Here is a 5,137-nt window from a genome sequence, read left to right on the forward strand (position 1 = left end):
GCTGCGGATGTGTCTTTGACACGTGGTAGCGGAGCGTTCCGTAAGCCTGCGAAGGGTGTCCGTGAGGCCGCCTGGAGGTATCGGAAGTGAGAATGCTGACATGAGTAGCGACAAACAGTGTGAGAAACACTGTCGCCGAAAGTCCAAGGGTTCCTGCGCAAGGTTAATCCACGCAGGGTGAGCCGGCCCCTAAGGCGAGGCCGAAAGGCGTAGTCGATGGGAACCACGTTAATATTCGTGGGCCAGCGGGTGTGTGACGAATGGGAAAGCGTGTCGGGCCTTATCGGATTGGCCCGGCTGGGGACCCGTTCCAGGAAACAGCCCCCGCATCAGACCGTACCCCAAACCGACACAGGTGGACTGGTAGAGTATACCCAGGCGCTTGAGAGAATGGTGTTGAAGGAACTCGGCAAATTGCCCTCGTAACTTCGGAAGAAGAGGGCCCCGTTGTGGCGCAAGCCATGGCGGGGGGCACAGACCAGGGGGTGGCGACTGTTTACTAAAAACACAGGGCTCTGCGAAGCCGTACAAGGCGACGTATAGGGTCTGACGCCTGCCCGGTGCCGGAAGGTTAAGAGGAGGGGTTCACGCTCCGAATTGAAGCCCCGGTAAACGGCGGCCGTAACTATAACGGTCCTAAGGTAGCGAAATTCCTTGTCGGGTAAGTTCCGACCTGCACGAATGGCGTAACGACTTCCCCGCTGTCTCCAACACCAACTCAGCGAAATTGAACTCTCCGTGAAGATGCGGAGTACCCGCGGTCAGACGGAAAGACCCCGTGCACCTTTACTACAGCTTTGCAGTGGTGCTAGGGATCTCATGTGTAGGATAGGTGGGAGGCTAGGAAGCCCGGGCGCCAGCTCGGGTGGAGCCATCCTTGAAATACCACCCTTGAGGTCTCTGGCATCTAACCGCGCTCCGTTGATCCGGAGCCGGGACCCTGCATGGCGGGTAGTTTGACTGGGGCGGTCGCCTCCCAAAGTGTAACGGAGGCGCGCGATGGTGGGCTCAGAGCGGTCGGAAATCGCTCGACGAGTGCAATGGCATAAGCCCGCCTGACTGCAAGACAGACAAGTCGAGCAGAGACGAAAGTCGGCCATAGTGATCCGGTGGTTCCATGTGGACGGGCCATCGCTCAACGGATAAAAGGTACGCCGGGGATAACAGGCTGATGACTCCCAAGAGTCCATATCGACGGAGTCGTTTGGCACCTCGATGTCGGCTCATCACATCCTGGGGCTGGAGCAGGTCCCAAGGGTTCGGCTGTTCGCCGATTAAAGTGGTACGTGAGCTGGGTTTAGAACGTCGTGAGACAGTTCGGTCCCTATCTGCCGTGGGTGTCGGAGTTTTGCGAGGATCTGTCCCTAGTACGAGAGGACCGGGATGGACATACCTCTGGTGCACCGGTTGTCACGCCAGTGGCATGGCCGGGTAGCTAAGTATGGACGGGATAACCGCTGAAAGCATCTAAGCGGGAAACCCACCTCAAAACCAGAACTCCCTTGAGAGCCGTGACAGACCATCACGTCGATAGGAGGCATGTGGACGGGCGGCAACGCCTGAAGCTGAGCCTTACTAATCGCTCGAATGGCTTGATCCTTCCCAGCCGGCGGCCCGCGCGCAGCGGCAAGCCCTGGACGCACGAGCCAACACCGCAAGAGCAAGAACGCAGACGTCCTCACTTAACGAAACCCGCCCGTCCGGTCCGGATGGTTCGCGTGTGCCTTGGTGACCTGGTGGTCATGGCGAGGCTCCCAACACCCGATCCCATTCCGAACTCGGCCGTGAAACGCCTCAGCGCCGATGGTACTGCGTCTTAAGACGTGGGAGAGTAGGTCGCCGCCAGGTCACCACGGCACACGCCAAACCAAAACGGACACGGACGGACACGGTTTCACACACGCTTGACAATCGGCTTCATGAACGACAAAGCCGGCGCTTTCCAAACGGAAAGCGCCGGCTTTTCGTCGTACTTGGGGTGTCGCCGAGGACCGCTACCCAAAAGCGCCACCATTTTTCGCGATTGCTAACCACTCTTTCTCAAGGGCAATGCCATGGCTTTGCCGATGAATGAGACGACTGCATGCCATTTGTCGCTTTTTGTAATTATTAGTTGCTTGCTGTGGCCTTGCTTGCGAAGCACAGTTTCGAGGTTTCGCACTATTTCCGATCGCCATTCAACGTCGCAGCGCCCCATTATAGAAGATGCATTGCGCTTTTCTGCAATCATACCTTACAAAAATAAAGTTGCTCGCGCCAATTAGGCGTGCCCAATTCCATGCCGCAGTGCACGTGATGCTGCCGCCATCCAGTGTCTGAAAATAGGCGTAGACAAAATATTAACCTCGCTATCCATTATTGAGAGGTAGTGGCGGATCGAATGGGAAGCGCGCTCCCGCCACTAGGGTCCCGAAGCCTAAGAATGCTACTATAAGAGGATGAGATGGCTGCTGGTGGAACTCTGACGCTCACGCCTGGTGCTGACTACGTCTTTTCCTCGACGGAGGCTTGGTCGGGGATCGTTGGCAACGGCAGCACCCAGGGCGTCAGGCTCAACACCCAGGGCCAGACCCTGACGGTGTCCAACCTCGATCGTCTCATCGGCGGCACATCGGCCCAGAGGAAGGATGTCGTGACGCTGGCCGGCACGGGCGGCAACACGATTACGGTCCAGGCGCTGGAGACGCTGATCGGCGGTTCCGGCAACGACCGGGTTCTGTTGACGACCACCGGCACCACCATGGTGGTGGAATCGCTCGAAACGATCATCGGCGCGACCACCGGCACCGCCCTCATCACGCTGGCCGGCACCACCGGCAACACCATGTCGGTGGCCTATCTGAAATCGCTCGTCGGCAGCGCGGGCAAGGACGTCATCAACCTCAACGCCGCGGGGTCCACCGGCTCCACCATGGCAGTGTCCCTGATGGAGACGCTGATCGGGACCAACGGCCTGGACATGATCGCCACCATCGGGGGTGGCACCAACACGATGTTCCTGCAGGGCATCGAGCTTGTCCTCGGAAACGGGTCCGCGGCCGCCGGCAACGATACGGTCATTCTGGCCAACGGCGGCAACACGATCGGCATCGCCTTCCTGGAAACCCTGATCGGCGGCACCGGCAACGACATCGCGACGCTGGCCTTCCGGTCCGGCACGGCCAATCTGCAGACCGGCGGCGGCACCGTCGCCATCTCGTCGATCGAAACGATCGTCGGCGGAGCCGCCGTCAACGGCAACGGCGGCCGGAGCGCCGCCATCCTCCTCGACATTGGTAACACCATCACGGTGGCAAGCCTCAGCACCCTGATCGGCGGTGGCGGCAACGACGTCGTCAACATCACGCTCCGGGACGGAAGCCCGATCGTCGGCGACCAGAGCATTCCCTGGAGCACCACCGGCAGCACGATGCTGGTGTCGCTGGTCGAGACGATGATCGGCAGTTCCGGCGACGACTTGGTCGTCGCGCTCAACAGCGACGGCATGACCCTCGCGGTTTCGGCGATCGAGTCCGTCGTCGGCAAGGCGGGGAACGACGTCGTCGTCCTCGGCACCGGCGGCAACACCATCCAGGTGGAGGCGCTGGAAACCTTGATCGGCGGTTCCGGCATGGACGTGGTGACGGTGCGCACCTCCAGGGGCTCCACCATGACGGTGTCCGCCGTCGAATCCATCGTCGGCAATGCAGGCACCGACGTCATCTACCTCGGCGCCGGTGGCAACACGGTCCAGGTCGAGGGGCTGGAAACCGTGATCGGCGGCACCGGCAACGATGTGGTGACCATCACCGACACCGCCGGCACCGTCTTCGTGTCGGGTGTCGAAACCATCTACACGCCCTATCAGACGCTGACGCTGAGCGGGACGGACACCTACGTCTCCCTGCCGCCGGCTCCCGCCGACACGACACCGCCGTCGATCACCGCGGTGTCGATCCCGGACGCCGTGATGAAGATCGGCGACGTGGTGACGGTGACGATCACCGTGGCGTCGGACAGCGACACCTACACGCTGGGCAACGGCAGCACGGTCGGCGGCTTCACGCTGGGCAACCTGGCCAAGGTCGACGCGACCACCTACACCGCCACCTTCACGGTGACCAGCGGCGGCACCGACGTCGCGGCGGGTTTGGACGTGCCGGTCAACATCGTGCTGACCGACACCGCCGGCAACTCCAACACTCCCTACACCACGGCGATCAGCCAGGGCGCCGACCGCATCGACGCCAACCGGCCGACCATCGCCTCGGCGGCGGTGAACGGCACGACGCTGACAGTCACCTTCGCCGAAACCATGTCGGCGAGCAGCGCCGCCGGCCTGACCGTGACGGTCGCCGGCCAGAGCCGCGTCGCCACCTACGCCAGCGGGTCCGGCACCGCCACGCTGACCTTCACCCTGGCCTCGGCGGTCGCCCACGGTGAGACGGTGACGCTCGATTACAACCCGGGCACCGGCACCCTGACCGACACCGCGAGCAACGCGCCGGCCAGCGTCACCAACCAGTCGGTGACGAACAGCACCGCGGCGCCCGACACGACGCCGCCGTCGATCACCGGGGTGTCGATCCCGGACGCCGTGATGAAGATCGGCGACGTGGTGACGGTGACGATCACCGTGGCGTCGGACAGCGACACCTACACGCTGGGCAACGGCAGCACGGTCGGCGGCTTCGCGCTGGGCAACCTGGCCAAGGTTGACGCGACCACCTACACCGCCACCTTCACGGTGACCAGCGGCGGCACCGACGTCGCGGCGGGCTCGGACATCCCGGTCAGCATCGTTCTGACCGACACCGCCGGCAACTCCAACACTCCCTACACCACGGCGATCAGCCAGGGTGCCGACCGCATCGACGCCAACCGGCCGACCATCGCCTCGGCGGCGGTGAACGGCACGACGCTGACGGTCACCTTCGCTGAAGCCATGTCGGCGAGCAGCGCCGTCGGCCTGACCGTGACGGTCGCCGGCCAGAGCCGCGCCGCGACCTACGCCAGCGGGTCCGGCACCGCCACGCTGACCTTCACCCTGGCCTCGGCGGTCGGCCAGGGCGAGACGGTGACGCTCGACTACAACCCGGGCACCGGCACCCTGACCGACACCGCGAGCAACGCGCCGGCCAGCGTCACCAACCAGTCG

General features: G+C 62.8%; 1 protein-coding gene and 2 rRNA genes (1 of these 3 running past the window's edge). All 3 read left to right on the plus strand.

Annotation, left to right across the window (positions count from 1 at the left end; all coding sequences use genetic code 11):
• Positions 1-1,600: ribosomal RNA gene (locus ACWPN5_RS28395) — 23S ribosomal RNA — on the plus strand (it extends 1,145 nt beyond the left edge of the window).
• Positions 1,601-1,732: 132 nt separating this feature from the next.
• A 5S ribosomal RNA gene (rrf, locus tag ACWPN5_RS28400) occupies positions 1,733-1,848 on the plus strand.
• A gap of 595 nt (positions 1,849-2,443) precedes the next feature.
• On the plus strand, positions 2,444-5,137 hold a 2,694-nt coding region (locus ACWPN5_RS28405), incomplete at its 3' end, for a beta strand repeat-containing protein (protein ID WP_492298713.1).

The organism is Azospirillum sp. UENF 211521 (assembly GCF_058780535.1).